This is a genomic window from Streptomyces sp. NPDC090499 (assembly GCF_044769305.1).
In the GTDB taxonomy this organism is placed as follows: domain Bacteria; phylum Actinomycetota; class Actinomycetes; order Streptomycetales; family Streptomycetaceae; genus Streptomyces.
Map to the genome: position 1 here is coordinate 304183 of NZ_JBIVXP010000001.1, position 18272 is coordinate 322454.

Below are 18272 nucleotides of genomic sequence, written 5' to 3' on the forward strand. Positions count from 1 at the left end.
TCACTCCTCCTGGTCGTAACGGTCGGACGGCTTGTTGGCAGTTGCGGCGTCGAGGAAGGCGGGCCGCTCGCCGCCCCCGTGCACGAGCAGGCTCGCCCCGCTGATGTAGGCGGCCGCGCCGGAGGCGAGGAAGACGGCGGCGGCGCCGACGTCGGAGGGGACGGCGAGGCGGCCGAGCGGCACGGTGCGGGAGACGGCGTCGAGGCCGTCCGGGCCGCCGTAGTGGAGGCCGGCCAGTTCGGTGCGGACCATGCCGACCACGAGGGTGTTGACCCGGACCTCCGGCGCCCACTCCACCGCCATGGACCGGGCGAGGTTCTCCAGCCCCGCCTTGGCCGCGCCGTAGGCGGCGGAGCCCGGCGAGGGGCGGCCGCCGCTCACGCTGCCGATCATCACCACCGCTCCCCGGGCCCGCCGCAGGTGCTCGTACGCGGCGAGGGACGCGGTCAGCGGGGTGAGGAGGTTCAGCTCGATCACCCGGGCGTGCCGCTCGGCGTCCGCGTCGGCGAGCCGCCGGTAGGGGGCGCCGCCCGCGTTGTTGACGAGCACGTCGAGGCGGGGCAGGGCGTCGAAGAAGGCGCGCACGGCGGGCGGGTCGCGCAGGTCTAGCGAGGTGAACTCGACGCCTTCGAGGGGTTGTTCGGGCGGCCGGCGGGCGCAGGCCAGGACCCGGGCGCCGGTCTCGGCGAAGGCCCTCGCGATCCCGGCGCCGACCCCCCGGGTACCGCCGGTCACGACGACCGTCCTGCCGCTCGGCGAGTTATCCACAGGGCCTCCCGCTCGTCCGCACCGGCTGCTAGCTTCGAAGCCTCACACCTAACAAATGTTTGGTGGAAAGGCAGCTGACTGCGAAGGTAGCTGATGCGTCCATGGGTGTCTCCACCTCGTCTCCGGAAAAGGGCATCGCGCTCGTCACGGTCGACCACCCCCCGGTGAACGCGCTGCCGGTGCGCGGCTGGTTCGCGCTGGCGGACGCGGTGCGCGCGGCGGGCCGCGACCCGGCGACCCGTTGTGTCGTGCTGACGGCACGGGGCCGGGGCTTCAACGCGGGTGTGGACATCAAGGAGATACAGGCGGACGGAAACGCGGCACTGCTCGGCGCCAACCGGGGCTGCGCGGAGGCCTTCGCGGCGGTGTACGAGTGCGAGACCCCGGTGGTGGCCGCGGTGCACGGCTTCTGCCTGGGCGGCGGGATAGGGCTGGTGGGCAACGCGGACGCGATCGTGGCGAGCGAGGACGCCGTCTTCGGGCTGCCGGAGCTGGACCGGGGCGCCCTGGGCGCGGCCACCCACCTGGCCCGCCTGGTCCCGCCGCATCTGATGCGGACGCTGTACTACACCTCGCGCACGGCGACCGCGGCCGAGCTGCACGCCCACGGCTCGGTGTGGCGGGTGGTGGACCGCGGTGAACTGGACTCCGCGGCGCTGGAGCTGGCGCGGGAGATAGCCGCCAAGGACGGCCGGCTGCTGCGCCTGGCCAAGGCCGCCATCAACGGCATCGACCCCGTCGACGTGCGGCGCAGCTACCGCTTCGAACAGGGCTTCACCTTCGAGGCCGCCCTCAGCGGGGTGGCCGACCGGGTACGCGACACCTTCGGGAAGGAGGGTGCGGGGAGTGACTGACAAGACGATGACCGCCGACGAGGCCGTCGCCCGGCTGACCAGCGGCATGACCCTCGGCATCGGCGGCTGGGGTTCCCGGCGCAAGCCGATGTCGCTGGTCAGAGCGGTACTCCGGAGCGGCATCGACGATCTGACGCTGGTCTCGTACGGCGGCCCGGACGTCGGGATGCTGGTCGCGGCCGGCCTGGTGCGCAAGCTGGTGACGCCCTTCGTCACCCTCGACTCCGTCCCGCTCGAACCGCACTACCGCGCGGCGCGCGAGCGCGGGGCGTTCGAGCTCATGGAGGTCGACGAGGGCATGTTCATGTGGGGCCTGCACGCGGCCGCGAACCGGCTGCCGTTCCTGCCGGTGCGCGCCGGGATCGGCTCGGACGTCCTGCGGGTCAACCCCGGCTTGCGGACCGTCACCTCGCCGTACGAGGACGGGGAGACGTTCGTGGCGATGCCCGCCCTGCGCCTGGACGCGGCCCTGGTCCACGTCAACCGCGCCGACCGGCTGGGCAACGGGCAGTACCTGGGCCCGGACCCGTACTTCGACGACCTGTTCTGCGAGGCGGCGGACGCGGCCTACGTCTCCTGCGAACGGATCGTGGACACCGCCGAGCTGACGAAGGAGGCGCCCCCGCAGTCGCTGCTCGTCAAGCGGCTGAACGTGACGGGGGTCGTGGAGGTGCCGGGCGGCGCACACTTCACGTCCTGCGCGCCCGACTACGGCCGGGACGAGGCGTTCCAGCGGCTGTACGCGACGACGTCCTGGGCGGAGTTCTCCGGGCGGTTCCTGGCCGGGGACGAGCAGGCGTACCGGTCGGCGGTGCGGAACTGGCAGGAGGAACAGGAAGGGCAGGAGGGGCAGGGGTGACGGACACACCGCACACGCAGGTGCTGCGCTCCGAGTACTGCGTCATCGCCTGCGCCGAGGCCTGGCGCGGCTCCGGTGAGATCCTGGCGAGCCCGATGGGCCTGATCCCGTCCCTGGGCGCCCGCCTGGCCCGGCTGACCTTCGCGCCGGACCTGCTGCTGACCGACGGCGAGGCCCTGCTGGTCCGCCCGGACGGGACACCCGAGGGCTGGCTGCCCTACCGGCAGCATCTCGCCCTGGTCTCCGGCGGGCGCCGGCACGTGATGATGGGCGCGAGCCAGCTCGACCGGTACGGCAACCAGAACATCTCCTGCGTCGGCGACTGGTCCCGGCCCCGCCGCCAGCTGCTGGGGGTGCGCGGCGCGCCGCTCAACACCCTCAACAACCCGACGAGTTACTGGGTCCCGAAGCACTCCCGGCGGGTGTTCGTGGCGCAGGTCGACATGGTGTGCGGGGTGGGGTACGACCGGGTCGCCGCGCACCCGGGCACGGAGCGCTTCCACCGCATCCCGCGGGTCGTCACCGACCTGGGCGTCTTCGACTTCGAGACCCCGGACCACTCGATGCGGCTGGCGGCGCTGCATCCCGGGGTGAGCGTCGGCCAGGTCCGGGAGGCGACCGACTTCGAGCCGGCCGTCCCGGACGAGGTGCCGTACACCCGGGAACCGACCCCGGAGGAGCTGCGGCTGATCCGCGAGGTGCTGGATCCGGCCGGGGCGCGGACGAGGGAGGTCGCCGGCTGATGGAGACGGCACTGACCCGGCTGGCCGGGGTCCGGTATCCGATCGTGCAGACCGGGATGGGCTGGGTGGCGGGCCCCCGCCTGGTCTCGGCGACGGCCGCCGCCGGAGCCCTCGGCATCCTGGCCTCCGCCACGATGACCCTCGACCAGCTGCGGGCGGCGATCGCCGAGGTGCGGTGCCGTACGGACGCCCCGTTCGGGGTGAACCTGCGGGCGGACGCGGCCGACGCCGGCGACCGGGTCCGGCTGATCATCGACGGGGGTGTGCGGGTGGCGTCCTTCGCGCTCGCCCCCTCCCCCGAGCTGATCGCCGAGCTGAAGGAGGCGGGCGTGGTGGTGATCCCGTCCGTGGGGGCGCGGCGGCATGCCGAGAAGGTGGCGGCGTGGGGCGCGGACGCGGTGATCGTGCAGGGCGGCGAGGGCGGCGGGCACACCGGCGAGGTGGCGACGAGCGTGCTGCTGCCGCAGGTGGTGGACGCGGTGCGGATACCGGTGGTGGCCGCCGGGGGGTTCTTCGACGGCCGGGGGCTGGTGGCGGCGCTGGCGTACGGCGCGGCGGGGGTCGCGATGGGGACCCGGTTCCTGCTCACCTCGGACTCGACGGTGCCGGACGCGGTGAAGGCGCGGTATCTGGCGGCGACGGTCAGGGACGTCACGGTGACCAGGGCGGTGGACGGGCTGCCGCACCGGATGCTGCGGACCGATCTGGTGACCGCGCTGGAGCGCTCGGGCCGGGCCCGGGGTCTGCTGCACGCGATCCGGCGGGCGGCGGGGTTCCGGAAGCTGTCCGGGCTCACCTGGCCGCAGATGGTGCGGGACGGCCTGGCCCTGCGGCACGGCAAGGAACTGTCCTGGAGTCAGGTGCTGCTGGCCGCGAACACGCCGATGCTGCTCAGGTCGGCGATGGTGGACGGCCGCGCGGATCTCGGGGTGATGGCGTCCGGGCAGGTCGCCGGGGTGATCGACGACCTGCCGTCGTGCGCGGAGCTGGTGGGACGGATCATGAAGGAGGCGGAGGACACACGGGAACGGCTGACGGCCCTCAAGTGAGGCCCTACAGACGCTCGACGATCGTCACGTCGCCTGTCCCCCGCCCTCGCACCTGGGCACCTCTCCAACGGCCCCCTCGCACTGCTCGGCCCCAGGGGGCCTCCCAGGCTTCGGCGGCCTGCGGCGGACTCCGTCCGCCGATGCGGGCGGCCGCTCCTTCACCGCTTCAGTCACATGCGCTCGATGATCGTCACGTTCGCCTGCCCCCCGCCTTCGCACATGGTTTGCAGGCCGTACCTGCCGCCGGTGCGTTCCAGTTCGTGGAGGAGGGTGGTCATCAGTTTGACGCCGGTGGCGCCGAGGGGGTGGCCGAGGGCTATCGCGCCACCGTTGACGTTGACCTTGGCGGGGTCGGCGCCGGTCTCCTTGAGCCAGGCGAGGACGACCGGGGCGAAGGCCTCGTTGATCTCGACGAGGTCGATGGCGTCGATGGTGAGGCCGGTCTTCTTGAGGGCGTGGGCGGTGGCCGGGATCGGGGCGGAGAGCATCCGGATGGGGTCCTCGCCGCGGACGGAGAGGTGGTGGACGCGGGCCCGGGGGCGTAACCCGTGTTCGCGGACGGCGCGTTCGGAGGCGAGGAGCATGGCGGCGGCGCCGTCGGAGACCTGGGAGGAGCAGGCGGCGGTGATGGTGCCGCCGTCGACGACCGGCTGCAGGGCGGCCATCTTCTCCAGGGAGGTGTCGCGGCGCGGGCCTTCGTCCACGGCGACCGGGCCGTAGGGCACGATCTCCCGCTCGAAGCGGCCCTCGTCGATGGCGCGCAGTGCCCTGCGGTGGGAGTTCAGGGCGAACTCCTCCTGGTCCCGGCGGCTGATGCCCCACTTGGCGGCGATCATCTCGGCGCCGGCGAACTGGTTGACGGGCCGGCTGCCGTAGCGGGAACGCCAGCCCTCGCTGCCCAGGAAGGGGCCCTCGGTCAGGCCCAGGGGCTCGGCGGCCTGGCGGGAGGCGAAGGCGATGGGGATCTGCGACATGTTCTGGACGCCGCCCGCGACCACCAGGTCCTGAGTGCCGGAGAGGACGGCCTGTGCGGCGAAGTGGACGGCCTGCTGCGAGGAGCCGCACTGGCGGTCGACGGTGACGCCGGGCACCTCCTCGGGCAGCCCGGCCGCCAGCCAGCAGGTCCGGGCGATGTCGCCGGCCTGCGGCCCCACCGCGTCGAGGCAGCCGAAGACGACGTCCTCGACGGCGGCCGGGTCCACGCCCGACCGCTCGACCAGGGCGGTCAGCACATGGGCGCCCAGATCGGCCGGGTGGACCCCGCTCAGTCCGCCCTTGCGCCGCCCGACCGGCGTACGCACCGCTTCGACGATGTAGGCCTCGGCCATATCGGCAACTCCCTCGGCAGAAAGGGGCTTTCAACGAATGGGTGGGCTACTCACGGACGGCGATCCCGTCCAGCACCATCGACAGGTACTGGCGGGCGATCTCCTCCGGGCTGTGCTGTCCGCCGGGCCGGTACCAGGAGGCGGCGACCCACACGGTGTCGCGCACGAACCGGTAGGTGAGGCGGACGTCGAGGTCGGCGCGGAAGACGTGCGCGGCGACCCCGCGCTCCAGCGTCGACAGCCATGCCTTCTCGAACCTGCGCTGCGACTCGGCGAGGAACTCGAACCGCTGCTGCGCGACCAGTTGCCTGCTCTCCTTCTGGTAGATGGCGACGGCGGCGCGGTGCCGGTCGATCTCCCGGAACGACTCGGTGACCAGGGCTTCGAGGGTCTCACGGGGACCGAGCCCGGCGTCCAGGACGGTGCCGTAGCCGTCCCAGAGCTCGTCGAGGAAGGTCCGCAGGATCTCCTCCAGCATCGATTCCTTGGAGTCGAAGTGGTAGTAGAGGCTGCCGGCGAGCATGCCCGCGTGGTCCGCGATCTTGCGCACGGTGGTGGCGTTGTAGCCCTGCTCGGCGAAGACCTCGGCGGCGGTTTCGAGGAGTTCGCGGCGCCGGGCGGGGGCGGCGGTCACCTGGGGCTTCTTCTTGGTCGGCACGGGTACATTCTCGTCCTACGGGTGCTGGCTGCTGACGGAGACGACCTCTCCGGTGAGGTACGAGGAGTAGCCGGACGCCAGGAAGACGATCGCGTTGGCCACCTCCCAGGGTTCGGCGTACCGTCCGAAGGCCTCGCGGGCGGTGAGCTCCGCCAGCAGTTCGGCCGAGGTCACCTTCACCAGGTGCGGATGCATGGCGAGGCTCGGCGCCACCGCGTTGACCCGCACGCCGTACCCGGCGGCCTCGATCGCCGTGCACCGGGTCAGCGCCATCACGCCGGCCTTGGCGGCGGCGTAGTGGGCCTGGCCGGCCTGGGCGCGCCAGCCGACGACGGAGGAGTTGTTGACGATCACCCCGCCCTGCCCGCCCTCGCGGAAGTGCCGCAGGGCGGCCCGCGAGCACCGGAAGGTGCCGTTGAGGGTGACGTCCAGGACGCGCGTCCACTGGTCGTCCGTCATGTCGACGAGGGCCGAGGTCCCGCCGAGACCGGCGTTGTTGACCACGATGTCCAGCCGTCCGTGCTCCCGCACGGCGGTGTCGAAGAGCCCCTGGACCTGGGGCTCTTCGGTCACGTCGCACGGGACCGCGGTCACGGCGCCCGGATGCTCGCCGGCCAGCTCGGCTGCGTACTCCTTCAGGCGCCGCGCGTGCGCGTCGCTGATCAGCACGCGGGCGCCCTCCTCCAGGAAGCGGCGCGCGGTCGCCCCGCCGATCCCCGCCCCGGCCGCGGCGGTGATCACGGCGGTGCGCCCCTTGAGCAGCCCGTGCCCGGGCACGTACTCCGGACTCTCGACGCCTGTCATGACCCCACGCTAACCTACCAAACACTTGTTAGGGAAGGATGGTGACGGCGACCGTGGACCTGACCCACAGCCCGGCGGACGAGGAGTTCCGCACCGAGGCCCGCGCGTGGCTGGCGGAGCACGTACCCGACCCCCCGCCTCCGTCCCTGGAGACCGCCGAGGGCTTCGCCGCGCACCGCGTCTGGGAGGCCGAACTGGCGGCGGACCGCTGGTCGGTGGTGTCCTGGCCGAAGGAGTACGGCGGCCGGGGCGCGGGGCTGCTGCGATGGCTGGTCTTCGAGGAGGAGTACTGGGCGGCGGGCGCGCCGGGCCGGGTCGGCCAGAACGGCATCAGCCTGCTCGCACCGACCCTCTTCGACCACGGCACCGAGGAGCAGCGCGCGCGGGTGCTGCCGCCGATGGCCACCGGGGAAGTGGTCTGGGCGCAGGCCTGGTCCGAGCCCGAGGCGGGTTCCGACCTGGCCTCCCTCACGTCCAGGGCCGTGCGGACGGACGGCGGCTGGCTGCTCACCGGCCAGAAGACCTGGTCGTCACGGGCGGCCTTCGCCGACCGCGCGTTCGGACTGTTCCGCAGCGAGCCCCGCACGCCCAGACCGCATCAGGGCCTCACGTACCTGATGTTCGACCTGCGCGCGCCCGGGGTGACCATGCGTCCGATCGGCCGTCTCGACGGGAAGCCGGCGTTCGCGGAGCTCTTCCTGGACGAGGTGTTCGTGCCCGACGACGACGTGATCGGCGAGCCGGGCCAGGGCTGGCGGATCGCGATGTCGGCCGCGGGGAACGAGCGGGGGCTGACCCTGCGGTCGCCGGGGCGGTTCCTGGCCGCCGCCGACCGGTTGCGGGACCTCTGGCGGGCGCGGGGCGAACCGGAGTCGGCCGCGGCCCGGGTGGCCGACGCCGTCGTCGGCGCCCGCGCGTATCAGCTGTTCACCTACGCGGCCGCCGCCCGCTTCCTGGACGGCGGGTCGCTCGGCCCGGAGTCCAGCCTGAACAAGGTGTTCTGGTCGGAGCTGGACCTGGCGCTGCACGAGACGGCGCTCGACCTGCTGGGCACGGAGGGCGAACTGGCCGACACACCGTGGTCGGAGGGTTATGTCTTCTCCCTGGCCGGGCCGGTCTACGCGGGCACCAACGAGATCCAGCGCGACATCATCGCCGAGCGGCTGCTCGGCCTGCCGAAGGGACGCCGCTGACATGCGTTTCCTCCCCGACACCGGGCAGCGCGACTTCGCCGACGCCCTGCGGGCGCTGCTGACGGCGGCGGACACGCCGGTGGTGATACGCGACTGGAGCCGCGGCGAGCAGGCGAGCGGGCGGGCGCTGTGGGGCCGGCTCGGCGAGGCGGGGGTGTTCGGGCTCGCGGTGCCGGAGGAGTACGGCGGGGTGGGTCGCCGGGCCGTCGAACTCGCCGTCGCGTTCGTGGAGTTGGGGCGGTTCGCGGTGCCGGGGCCGCTGGCGGAGACGGTGGCGGCGGCGGTGCTGCTCGATGACGGCGCCGGCCTCGCCAAGCGGTTCCTGCCGGGGATCGCGTCGGGCGGGACGGTGGCGACGGTGGCGTTCGAGCAGCACGGTTACGGGTTGGCACTGGACGGGGACGCGGCGGATGTGCGGCTCGCGGCAGCGCCGGAGGGCCTGCTGCTGTCCTCCGGCGCCGGGGCGGTACGCCGGTCCCTGGACCCCGCGCGCCGGCTCGCCCCGCTGTTTCCGGTCGGTGAGCTGCTCGGTGCGGAGCCGCCGTGGGCGCAGGCACTGACCTGGGCCCGGCTGGCCACGGCCGCGCAGGCGCTGGGGGTGGGGCTGGCCCTGCTCGACAGAACGGTGGCGTACGTCAAGCAGCGGACCCAGTTCGGCGTGCCTGTCGGGTCGTTCCAGGCGGTCCGGCATCGACTGGCCGATGTGAAGATCGCGCTGGAGTTCGCACGGCCGCTGGTGTTCGGGGCGGCGGTCACGATGGCGCCGGCGGACGTGGCGGCGGCGAAGCTCGGCGCGTGCGAGGCGGCGTACGCCGGGGCGCGGGCCGCGCTGCAGCTGCACGGGGCGATCGGTTACACGGCGGAGTACGACCTGTCGTTGTGGCTGACCAAGGCACGTGCGCTGCGCGGTGCCTGGGGGGCGCCCGAGGACTGCCGAGGGGTGATACTCGAAGGCCGCGGGTGAGCTGCGTGCCGTCCGTGGCCGGTCGCGCGGTTCCACCCCCGGCCTTCCACCCCCGGCCTTCCACCCCCGGCCTTCCACCCCCGGCCTTCGGCCGGGGCGCCTGCCCTCGGGGCGTCTCTAGTGGTGATCCCCGCTCGTGATCTCCCGGTACTCCTCCTTCGTCGGCTTCGGGATGTGGGTGTCCGGGCCGTACATCCCCTTCGCCATACTCGCCCGTACCCGCTGGGCGAGCGTGACCTTGCGCCGTACGCCGTTCGCGTCCTCCAGCGGCCCGATCTCGTACGGCGGGTTCTGTTCGTGCTGGGTGAGGACGAACAGGCTGCCCTGGCCGAGCGGTTCGTGGACCTCGATGTACTCGCCGTGCGGGAGCATCTTGATGAGGCCGGTCTCCCTGCCGTGCAGGACCTTGTCACGGTCCCGGCGCTGCAGGCCGAGGCAGATGCGTTTGGTGATGACGAAAGCGAGGACGGGGACGACGAAGACGGAGATCCGGACGAACCAGGTGATCGAGTTGATGGAGAGGTGGAGATGGGTGGCGACGATGTCGTTGCCGCCGCCGATCAGCAGCACGAAGTACTCGCTGAGCCAGGCCACGCCGAGGCCGGTGCGGACCGGCGCGTTGCGCGGCCGGTCCAGGATGTGGTGCTCGCGCCTGTCGCCGGTGATCCACGCCTCGATGAACGGGTAGACGCCGATGGCCAGCATGAACAGCGGGAAGAGCGAGAAGGGGATGAAGACGCCCGGCTCCAGCGTGTGGCCCCAGGCGTTGATCTCCCAGCCGGGCATGACGCGGATCAGCCCCTCGGAGAAGCCCAGGTACCAGTCGGGCTGGGCGCCGGTGGTGACCAGGTCGGGGCGGTAGGGGCCGAAGGCCCACACCGGGTTGATGGTGGCGATGCCGCCGATGAGCGCGAGGATCCCGAAGACCAGGAAGAAGAAGCCGCCGGCCTTGGCCATGTAGACCGGCAGGAAGGGCATGCCGACCACGCTCTTCTGGTCGCGTCCGGGCCCGGGGTACTGGGTGTGCTTGTGGTAGAAGACCAGGATCAGGTGGGCGACGACCAGTCCCAGCATGATCCCGGGCAGCAGCAGCACGTGGATCGGGAAGAACCGCGAGATGATGTCGTGGCCCGGGAACTCCCCGCCGAACAGGAAGAACGAGAGGTACGAGCCGACGATCGGGATCGAGAGGATCGCGCCGTCGGCGAACCGGACGCCGGTGCCGGAGAGCAGGTCGTCGGGGAGCGAGTAGCCGGTCAGGCCGGTGAGGATGGCGAGGAACAGCAGCAGCCAGCCGAACAGCCAGTTGACCTCGCGCGGCTTGCGGAAGGCACCGGTGAAGAACACCCGCATCATGTGGACGACCATGCCGGCCACGAAGACCAGCGCCGCCCAGTGGTGGATCTGCCGGATCAGCAGGCCGCCGCGCACGTCGAAGCTGATGTGCAGCGTCGACTCGTACGCCTTGGTCATGATGATGCCGTTCAGCGGCTGGTAGGTGCCGTGGTAGACGACCTCGGCGCCGCTGGGCTCGAAGAACAGGGTGAGGTAGATGCCGGTGAGGATCAGGATGAGGAAGCTGTAGAGGCAGATCTCGCCCAGCATGAAGGACCAGTGGTCCGGGAACACCTTGCGCATGTTCGCCTTGGCCAGGGCGTAGATCCCGAGCCGGCCGTCCGCCCAGTCCGCGAGCTTCTCACCCTTGCCGGGCGGCTCCGCTCGGTCCGCGGAACTTCCCACCCGTGCCTGTCCGTTCACCGTTCGTGCCGCGTCGTCCATACGTCGCGTCGCCTCCCCGCCGGATCACCCCTCAGGGTGGCACGCCGGAGCGCTACAGCCAACGGTGCGACGTAAACTCAGCCCGCCCCGACGATGCCCGCCGCCCGCGCCGCCGCCAGCCACTGCGGGAACTCGCCGACGAGACGGTCGTACAGCTCGCCGTCCGGCACCTTCCGCGGGTCCGAACCGGCGTGGAAGAAGCCCGCGTTGTCCACCGCCCGCTTCCCCGGCACCGCCAGTTCGTCGAGCTTGCGCAGGAAGTCGAACTGTTTGCTGTGCGGGTCACCGAAGCCGACGAACTGCCAGAACAGCGGCAGCCTGGCCGCCTTGCACAGGTAGCGTTCCGCGGCGAGCTTGTTGATCGGGCCGCCGTCGGTCTGGAAGACGACCAGGGCGGGCGCGGTGGACCCGCTGTCCAGGTAGTGGTCGATCACGGCGTCCATGGCCAGGTGGTAGCTGGTCTTGCCCATGTGCCCGAGCCCGGCCGCGATCTTCTCGATCCGGCCGGTGTGTTCGGCCAGCTTGATGTCGGTGACCGCGTCGATGTCCGTGGAGAAGAAGACGACGGGGACCTGACCGTCGTCGTCCAGGTGCGCGGAGAGGCCGAGGACCCGGTCGGCGAGGGCCTGCACGCTGCCGTCCGCGTAGTAGGGCTTCATCGAACCGGAGTAGTCGACGACCAGGTAGACGGCGGCCCGCAGTCCGTCGAGTCCGTGTTTGGTGAGGGAGATCCCGGCCGACCGGTACGAGCCGACCAGCGCGGGCGCGGTCTGCTCCACCTTGCTGAGACTGATCGCGGCCATGTCCTGCTCCCCCTCGCCCCTGGTTCAGGAGGCCGAGGTTACTTGATCGCGGAAAGGCGGCGGCGCCTGCCCGGTCGTCCGGTCGGGGACTGTGGGGCAGGCGCCGTCTGTGTTCCGTACGCCTTTGTACGGGACGTCTGTTGAGGTGTGGCTCAGACCATCAGTGAGCGGTCCGTCGGGCGGATCGGGGCCGGGAGGTCGCTGGCGCCGGTGAGGAAGCGGTCGACGCCCTTGGCGGCCGAGCGGCCCTCGGCGATGGCCCAGACGATCAGGGACTGGCCGCGGCCGGCGTCACCGGCGACGAAGACACCGGGGACGTTGGTCTGGAAGTCGGCGTCGCGGGCGACGTTGCCGCGCTCGTCGAGCTCAAGACCGAACTGGTCCACGACACCGTTCACCCGGTCGGTGCCGGTGAAGCCCATGGCCAGGGTGACCAGCTGGGCCGGGATCTTCCGCTCGGTGCCCGGCTTCGGGGTCAGCTTGCCGTCGACGAACTCCACCTCGGTGAGGTGCAGCCACTGGACGTTGCCGTCCTCGTCGCCCTCGAAGTGGGTGGTGGAGACGGAGTAGACCCGCTCGCCGCCCTCCTCGTGCGCCGAGGTGACCTTGTAGAGCATCGGGAAGGTCGGCCACGGCTGGTGCGGTGCCCGGTCCTCGCCCGGCCGGGGCATGATCTCCAGCTGGGTGACGGAGGCCGCGCCCTGGCGGTGGGCGGTGCCCACGCAGTCCGCGCCGGTGTCGCCGCCGCCGATCACGACCACGTGCTTGCCCTCGGCCGAGATCGGGGAGGTGACGTAGTCGCCCTCCTGGACCTTGTTCGACAGCGGCAGGTACTCCATCGCCTGGTGGACGCCCTTGAGCTCGCGGCCGGGGACCGGGAGGTCGCGGGCGGTCGTGGCGCCGGCGGCGATGACGACCGCGTCGTACCGCTTCCTCAGGTCGGTCGCCTTGAGGTCGACGCCGATCTCGATACCGGTACGGAAGCGGGTGCCCTCCGCGCGCATCTGCTCGATACGGCGGTTGATGTGCCGCTTCTCCATCTTGAACTCGGGGATGCCGTAGCGGAGCAGGCCGCCGACGCGGTCGGCGCGCTCGTAGACGGCGACCGTGTGGCCGGCCCGGGTCAGCTGCTGGGCGGCGGCCAGGCCCGCGGGGCCCGAGCCGATGACGGCGACGGTCTTGCCGGACAGGCGCTCGGGGGCCTGCGGGGCGACGGTCCCGGCCTCCCACGCCTGGTCGATGATGGAGACCTCGACGTTCTTGATGGTGACGGCCGGCTGGTTGATGCCGAGCACGCACGCCGACTCGCACGGGGCCGGGCACAGGCGGCCCGTGAACTCCGGGAAGTTGTTCGTGGCGTGCAGGCGCTCCGACGCCGCCGTCCAGTCCTCGCGGTAGGCGAAGTCGTTCCACTCGGGGATCAGGTTCCCGAGCGGACAGCCGTTGTGGCAGAACGGGATGCCGCAGTCCATGCACCGGCTGGCCTGCTTGCTGATGATCGGCAGCAGCGAGCCCGGGACGTAGACCTCGTTCCAGTCCTTGACGCGCTCGGTGACGGGACGGGTCTTGGCGACCTCACGGCCGTGGTTCAGGAAGCCCTTCGGGTCAGCCATTGATCGCCGCCTCCATCATCTTCTCGTGGGTCTCGGTCTCGGAGAGACCGGCTCGCTCGGCGGCGTCCTTGGCGGCGAGCACTGCCTTGTACGTGCTGGGGATGATCTTGCTGAACCGCTGCACGGCCGTGTCCCAGTCGGCGAGCAGCTTGTCGGCGACCGTGGAGCCGGTGTCCTCGGCGTGCCGGCGCACCACGTCGTGCAGCCACTGCCTGTCCGCGTCGTCCAGGGCCTCGATCGCGTCCACGCTGGCGACGTTGACGTTGTCGCGGTTCAGGTCGATGACGTAGGCGACGCCGCCGGACATGCCGGCCGCGAAGTTGCGGCCCGTCTCGCCGAGGACCACCGCGTGGCCGCCGGTCATGTACTCGCAGCCGTGGTCGCCCACGCCCTCCGAGACCACCAGCGCGCCGGAGTTGCGGACGCAGAACCGCTCGCCGGTCCGGCCGCGCAGGAACAGCTCGCCGCCGGTCGCGCCGTACGCGATGGTGTTGCCCGCGATGGTGGAGTACTCGGCGAGGTGGTCGGCGGCCCGGTCCGGACGGACGATGACACGGCCGCCGGAGAGGCCCTTGCCGACGTAGTCGTTGGCGTCGCCCTCCAGGCGGAGCGTGACACCGCGCGGCAGGAAGGCGCCGAAGGACTGGCCGGCCGAGCCGGTGAAGGTGATGTCGATGGTGTCGTCGGGCAGGCCCGCGCCGCCGAACTTCTTCGTCACCTCGTGGCCGAGCATGGTGCCGACCGTGCGGTTGATGTTGCGGACCTTGATCTGGGCGCGCACCGGCTGGGCGTCGATGGCGCTGGACGCGGCCAGGGCGTCGGAGGCGAGCTTGATCAGCTCGTTGTCCAGGGCCTTCTCCAGGCCGTGGTCCTGTGCGACGGTCCGGTGCAGGGCCGCGCCCTCGGGGAGTTCGGGCACGTAGAAGAGCGGGGCCAGGTCCAGGCCCTGCGCCTTCCAGTGGTCGACGGCACGGGTGACGTCCAGCGCCTCCGCGTGGCCGACGGCCTCCTCGATGGTGCGGAAGCCCAGCTCGGCGAGGATCTCGCGGACCTCCTCGGCGATGAACCTGAAGAAGTTCACCACGTACTCGGCCTTGCCGGAGAAGCGGTCGCGCAGCACCGGGTTCTGGGTGGCGACGCCGACCGGGCAGGTGTCGAGGTGGCAGACGCGCATCATGATGCAGCCGGAGACGACGAGCGGCGCGGTCGCGAAACCGAACTCCTCGGCGCCGAGCAGCGCGGCGATGACGACGTCACGGCCGGTCTTCAGCTGGCCGTCGGTCTGCACGACGATGCGGTCCCGCAGGCCGTTGAGCAGCAGGGTCTGCTGGGTCTCGGCGAGGCCGAGCTCCCAGGGGCCGCCCGCGTGCTTCAGCGAGGTCAGCGGGGAGGCACCCGTGCCGCCGTCGTGGCCGGAGATGAGCACCACGTCCGCGTGCGCCTTGGACACACCGGCCGCGACCGTGCCGACGCCGACCTCGGAGACCAGCTTGACGTGAATCCGCGCCTGCGGGTTCACGTTCTTGAGGTCGTGGATCAGCTGGGCCAGGTCCTCGATGGAGTAGATGTCGTGGTGCGGCGGCGGGGAGATCAGGCCGACGCCCGGGGTGGAGTGCCGGGTCTTGGCGACCCACGGGTAGACCTTGTGGCCGGGCAGCTGACCGCCCTCGCCGGGCTTGGCGCCCTGGGCCATCTTGATCTGGATGTCGTCCGCGTTGACCAGGTACTCCGAGGTCACGCCGAAGCGGCCGGAGGCCACCTGCTTGATGGCGGACCGGCGCGCCGGGTCGTAGAGGCGGTCCGGGTCCTCGCCGCCCTCACCGGTGTTGGACTTGCCGCCCAGCTGGTTCATGGCGATGGCGAGGGTCTCGTGGGCCTCGCGCGAGATGGAGCCGTAGGACATGGCACCGGTCGAGAAGCGCTTGACGATCTCGGAGACCGGCTCGACCTCGTCGACGGGGATCGGCCGGCGCCCCTCAAGGCCCGTCTTGAAGCCGAACAGGCCGCGGAGCGTCATCAGCCGCTCGGACTGCTCGTTCACGCGGTCCGTGTACTTCTTGAAGATGTCGTAGCGGTTGGCACGCGTCGAGTGCTGGAGGCGGAAGACCGTCTCCGGGTCGAACAGGTGCGGCTCGCCCTCGCGGCGCCACTGGTACTCGCCGCCTATGTCGAGGGCGCGGTGCGCCGGTGCGATGCCGGAGGCCGGGTAGGCCTTGGCGTGGCGGGCGGCGACCTCCTTGGCGATGACGTCGATGCCGACGCCGCCGATCTTGGAGGCGGTGCCGTTGAAGTACTTGTCGACGAAGCCCGCCTCGAGACCGACGGCCTCGAAGACCTGGGCGCCGCGGTAGGAGGCGACCGTGGAGATGCCCATCTTGGACATGACCTTCAGGACGCCCTTGCCGAGGGCGTAGATCAGGTTGCGGATGGCCTGCTCGGCCTCCATGCCCGGCAGGAAGGTGCCCGCGCGGGTCAGGTCCTCGACGGACTCCATGGCCAGGTACGGGTTGACGGCGGCGGCGCCGAAGCCGATCAGCAGGGCGACGTGGTGGACCTCGCGGACGTCACCGGCCTCGACGAGCAGGCCCACGTGGGTGCGCTGCTTGGTGCGGATGAGGTGGTGGTGGACGGCCGCGGTGAGCAGCAGCGACGGGATCGGCGCGTGCTCGGCGTCCGAGTGCCGGTCCGACAGGACGATCAGCCGGGCGCCGTTCTCGATGGCCGCGTCGGCCTCGGCGCAGATCTCCTCGATGCGCGCGGCGAGCGAGTCGCCGCCGCCGGAGACCCGGTACAGGCCGGACAGGGTCGCGGCCTTGAAGCCGGGCATGTCGCCGTCGGCGTTGATGTGGATGAGCTTGGCCAGCTCGTCGTTGTCGATCACCGGGAAGGGCAGCACGACCGAGCGGCAGGACGCGGCGTTCGGGTCGAGCAGGTTGCCCGCGGGGCCCAGCGAGCTGCGCAGCGAAGTGACGAGCTCTTCCCGGATCGCGTCCAGCGGCGGGTTGGTGACCTGCGCGAAGAGCTGGGTGAAGTAGTCGAAGAGCAGCCGCGGGCGCTCGCTCAGCGCGGCGATGGGCGAGTCGGTGCCCATGGAGCCGATCGGCTCGGCGCCGGCCTTGGCCATCGGCGCGAGGATGACGCGCAGCTCCTCCTCGGTGTAGCCGAAGGTCTGCTGGCGGCGGGTGACCGAGGCGTGGGTGTGCACGATGTGCTCGCGCTCGGGCAGGTCGCCCAGCTCGATCTCGCCGGCCTCCAGCCACTCCGCGTACGGCTGCGCGGCGGCGAGGCCGGCCTTGATCTCGTCGTCCTCGATGATGCGGTGCTCGACGGTGTCGACGAGGAACATCCGGCCGGGCTGCAGCCGGCCCTTGCGGACGACCCTGGCGGGGTCGATGTCGAGGACGCCGACCTCGGAGCCGAGGACGACCAGGCCCTCGTCGGTGACCCAGTAGCGGCCGGGACGCAGACCGTTGCGGTCGAGAACGGCGCCGACCTGGGAGCCGTCGGTGAAGGTGACGCAGGCGGGGCCGTCCCAGGGCTCCATCATCGTGGCGTGGAAGCCGTAGAAGGCGCGCCGGGCCGGGTCCATGGAGTCGTGGTTCTCCCACGCCTCCGGGATCATCATCAGCACGGAGTGCGGCAGCGAACGCCCGCCGAGGTGCAGGAGCTCCAGCACCTCGTCGAAGGAGGCCGAGTCGGAGGCGTCGGGCGTACAGATCGGGAAGACCCGGTCCAGCTTCTCCTGCGGGCCGAACAGGTCGGAGACCAGCTGCGACTCGCGGGCCCGCATCCAGTTGCGGTTGCCCTTGACGGTGTTGATCTCACCGTTGTGGGCGACGAACCGGTAGGGGTGGGCGAGCGGCCACGACGGGAAGGTGTTGGTGGAGAACCGGGAGTGCACGAGCGCGATCGCGGATGCGAAGCGGCGGTCGGACAGGTCCGGGAAGAAGGGCTCCAGCTGGCCGGTGGTCAGCATGCCCTTGTAGACGATGGTCCGCGCGGACAGCGAGGGGAAGTAGACGCCCGCCTCCCGCTCGGCGCGCTTGCGCAGCACGAACGCCCTGCGGTCCAGCGCGATGCCCTCGCTGGCGCCGTCAGTCACGAACACCTGCCGGAAGACCGGCATGGTGGAGCGGGCGGTGGCGCCCAGCAGCTGCGGGGCGACCGGGACCTCGCGCCAGCCGAGGACGGTGAGGCCCTCGTCGGCCGCGATCGTCTCGATCTGCGAGACGGCGTCCTGCGTGCCGTCCTCGGGCAGGAAGGCGATACCCACGGCGTACGCACCGGCCGTCGGCAGTTCGAATCCGGCCACCTCACGGAAGAAGGCGTCGGGCACCTGGGAGAGCAGGCCCGCACCGTCGCCGGAGTCGGGCTCGGAGCCGGTCGCGCCGCGGTGCTCCAGGTTGCGCAGAACCGTGAGCGCCTGCTCGACCAGCGCATGGCTCGCCTCGCCGGTGAGGGTGGCCACGAAGCCGACGCCGCAGGCGTCGCGCTCGTTGCGGGGGTCGTACATACCCTGCGCAGCAGGGCGAGCATCCATGAACGACCAGTTTCGGCCGTTCGTGGAGTGCTGGGACGGCTGGCGCGGCGTACGCATCGGCTCTCCCGTCGTCGTCAGTGGCGTATAGCAGGTGCCGAGGGACGACGCTGGCCCTCTGCGTTTTTGTTGCGAAATTTCACGCAGGTTACATGATGGAGCGGTTCTCGGGAACTGGATACACCGTTCCAACATGCGGACGCCGCAGGGGTTTACGGCGACGTACCGCGCAAAGCGGTGAAGGTGGTGGGGGACCGATCCGGACAGATCCGTGTCCATCGGTCCGCAGGGGCGGGGTGGGCGTCGCGCCACCCCACAGG

14 protein-coding genes are annotated in these 18272 nt (G+C 71.5%); 6 read left to right on the forward strand and 8 right to left on the reverse strand.

What is annotated here, in order from left to right:
* Nucleotides 1–768: an SDR family oxidoreductase gene (locus tag ACIQVL_RS01400; protein WP_403473965.1), complete on the reverse strand. Its 768-nt coding sequence runs from the start codon at nucleotides 766–768 to the stop codon at nucleotides 1–3.
* A 101-nt stretch (nucleotides 769–869) separates the two neighbouring features.
* Here ACIQVL_RS01400 and ACIQVL_RS01405 point away from each other — a divergent pair, with 101 nt between their 5' ends.
* The 4 genes from ACIQVL_RS01405 to ACIQVL_RS01420 are packed head-to-tail and all read left to right on the forward strand — an operon-like array spanning nucleotide 870 to nucleotide 4273.
* Nucleotides 870–1622, forward strand: coding sequence for an enoyl-CoA hydratase family protein (locus ACIQVL_RS01405; RefSeq protein ID WP_403473966.1), 753 nt, complete (start codon nucleotides 870–872; stop codon nucleotides 1620–1622).
* The gene (locus tag ACIQVL_RS01410) at nucleotides 1615–2481 is read left to right on the forward strand and encodes a CoA transferase subunit A (RefSeq protein ID WP_403473968.1); all 867 of its coding nucleotides are present in this window, start codon (nucleotides 1615–1617) and stop codon (nucleotides 2479–2481) included. Before ACIQVL_RS01405 ends, ACIQVL_RS01410 begins: the two co-directional genes overlap by 8 nt.
* The gene (locus ACIQVL_RS01415; protein ID WP_403435026.1) at nucleotides 2478–3224 is read left to right on the forward strand and encodes a CoA-transferase subunit beta; all 747 of its coding nucleotides are present in this window, start codon (nucleotides 2478–2480) and stop codon (nucleotides 3222–3224) included. Before ACIQVL_RS01410 ends, ACIQVL_RS01415 begins: the two co-directional genes overlap by 4 nt.
* Nucleotides 3224–4273, forward strand: a complete 1050-nt coding sequence (locus ACIQVL_RS01420; RefSeq protein WP_403473969.1) for an NAD(P)H-dependent flavin oxidoreductase — start codon at nucleotides 3224–3226, stop codon at nucleotides 4271–4273. The genes ACIQVL_RS01415 and ACIQVL_RS01420 overlap by 1 nt, the downstream gene beginning before the upstream one ends.
* 170 nt (nucleotides 4274–4443) lie before the next feature.
* Here the strand turns inward: ACIQVL_RS01420 and ACIQVL_RS01425 are convergent, their stop codons facing one another.
* Genes ACIQVL_RS01425 through ACIQVL_RS01435 form a run of 3 tightly spaced genes read right to left on the reverse strand, consistent with a single transcriptional unit; the run spans nucleotide 4444 to nucleotide 7063 of the window.
* Entirely contained in the window at nucleotides 4444–5601 is a 1158-nt protein-coding gene (locus ACIQVL_RS01425; protein WP_403435023.1) for an acetyl-CoA C-acetyltransferase, read from the reverse strand.
* A gap of 46 nt (nucleotides 5602–5647) precedes the next feature.
* The gene (locus ACIQVL_RS01430) at nucleotides 5648–6259 is read right to left on the reverse strand and encodes a TetR/AcrR family transcriptional regulator (RefSeq protein ID WP_403435021.1); all 612 of its coding nucleotides are present in this window, start codon (nucleotides 6257–6259) and stop codon (nucleotides 5648–5650) included.
* A 15-nt stretch (nucleotides 6260–6274) separates the two neighbouring features.
* The gene (locus ACIQVL_RS01435) at nucleotides 6275–7063 is read right to left on the reverse strand and encodes an SDR family oxidoreductase (protein WP_403473970.1); all 789 of its coding nucleotides are present in this window, start codon (nucleotides 7061–7063) and stop codon (nucleotides 6275–6277) included.
* A gap of 53 nt (nucleotides 7064–7116) precedes the next feature.
* Here ACIQVL_RS01435 and ACIQVL_RS01440 point away from each other — a divergent pair, with 53 nt between their 5' ends.
* Both ACIQVL_RS01440 and ACIQVL_RS01445 read left to right on the forward strand, forming a co-directional pair.
* The gene (locus ACIQVL_RS01440; protein ID WP_403435480.1) at nucleotides 7117–8256 is read left to right on the forward strand and encodes an acyl-CoA dehydrogenase family protein; all 1140 of its coding nucleotides are present in this window, start codon (nucleotides 7117–7119) and stop codon (nucleotides 8254–8256) included.
* Between the two features lies 1 nt (nucleotide 8257).
* Nucleotides 8258–9220 carry an acyl-CoA dehydrogenase family protein gene (locus ACIQVL_RS01445; RefSeq protein WP_403435018.1) on the forward strand — a complete coding sequence of 321 codons (963 nt, stop codon included), beginning with the start codon at nucleotides 8258–8260 and terminating at the stop codon, nucleotides 9218–9220.
* A 117-nt stretch (nucleotides 9221–9337) separates the two neighbouring features.
* Here ACIQVL_RS01445 and ACIQVL_RS01450 read toward each other — a convergent pair whose 3' ends face one another.
* The 4 genes from ACIQVL_RS01450 to gltB all read right to left on the reverse strand — a co-directional run bounded on the left by ACIQVL_RS01450 (nucleotide 9338) and on the right by gltB (nucleotide 17955).
* Nucleotides 9338–10999, reverse strand: coding sequence for a cytochrome bc complex cytochrome b subunit (locus tag ACIQVL_RS01450; protein ID WP_403435016.1), 1662 nt, complete (start codon nucleotides 10997–10999; stop codon nucleotides 9338–9340).
* 77 nt (nucleotides 11000–11076) lie between these two features.
* Nucleotides 11077–11802 carry a vWA domain-containing protein gene (locus ACIQVL_RS01455; RefSeq protein WP_403435014.1) on the reverse strand — a complete coding sequence of 242 codons (726 nt, stop codon included), beginning with the start codon at nucleotides 11800–11802 and terminating at the stop codon, nucleotides 11077–11079.
* 152 nt (nucleotides 11803–11954) lie between these two features.
* Nucleotides 11955–13415, reverse strand: coding sequence for a glutamate synthase subunit beta (locus ACIQVL_RS01460; protein ID WP_403435012.1), 1461 nt, complete (start codon nucleotides 13413–13415; stop codon nucleotides 11955–11957).
* A complete protein-coding gene (gltB, locus tag ACIQVL_RS01465) occupies nucleotides 13408–17955 on the reverse strand; it encodes a glutamate synthase large subunit (protein WP_403435011.1) in 4548 nt (1515 codons plus the stop codon). The genes ACIQVL_RS01460 and gltB overlap by 8 nt, the downstream gene beginning before the upstream one ends.
* Between the last annotated feature and the right edge of the window lie 317 nt (nucleotides 17956–18272).